Source organism: Klebsiella sp. D-Nf1 (genome assembly GCF_002810515.1).
Lineage (GTDB): Bacteria > Pseudomonadota > Gammaproteobacteria > Enterobacterales > Enterobacteriaceae > Klebsiella > Klebsiella variicola.
This window is the reverse complement of record NZ_PIOK01000031.1, coordinates 1-671: the sequence shown is the minus strand read 5'-3', so window position 1 is coordinate 671 and position 671 is coordinate 1. Positions and strand designations below refer to the sequence as shown.

General features: G+C 65.1%; 1 protein-coding gene and 1 pseudogene. Both read right to left on the bottom strand.

The features are described from left to right. Nucleotides 1-422, bottom strand: a pseudogene (locus CWM54_RS27845) (oxaloacetate decarboxylase); the annotation flags it as partial. A gap of 15 nt (nucleotides 423-437) precedes the next feature. Next, on the bottom strand, nucleotides 438-671 hold a 234-nt coding region (locus CWM54_RS27840), incomplete at its 5' end, for an oxaloacetate decarboxylase subunit gamma (RefSeq protein ID WP_100699198.1).

Below are 671 nucleotides of genomic sequence, written 5' to 3'. Positions count from 1 at the left end.
GTGCCCTGGGCGTGGGCGCCGTGGCGGCGGACCGCCTGCAGGGCGGCCTGCATGTTGCGCGGGTCGTTCATGGCGTCGAAGACGCGGAAGACGTCCATGCCGTTTTTGACGGCGCGCTCCACAAAGCGCTCCACCACGTCATCGGCGTAGTGGCGGTAGCCGAGCAGGTTCTGGCCGCGGAGCAGCATCTGCAGCGGGGTCTTCGGCATCGCCTTTTTCAGCTCGCGCAGGCGGACCCACGGGTCCTCGCCGAGGAAGCGGATGCAGGCGTCAAAGGTGGCGCCGCCCCAGCACTCAAGGGAGCGGTAGCCGACGTCATCCAGCTGAGCGGCAACGGGGAGCATATCGTCGAGACGCAGACGGGTGGCGAACAGGGACTGGTGGGCGTCGCGCAGGACGACATCGGTAATGGCAACGGTCATAAATTCCTCCGTGAATTAAGGGTGAAGACGGCGATGGTGGTGAATGGCGGCGACAATCGCCGGTTTTAAGCGGGCGAAGTCGTCAGCGGGCGCGACGGCGGCCGGCGCCGGTTTGGGGGCGGCAGGCGGCTCAGGGAACAGACGGTTCACGGCGAGGGACATTCCCTGAATGGCAAAGATGAGCAGCAGCAGGAACACCAGCACAAAGCCCATGCCGAGAAACATCAGGGTGAAGCCTTCGCCTAACAG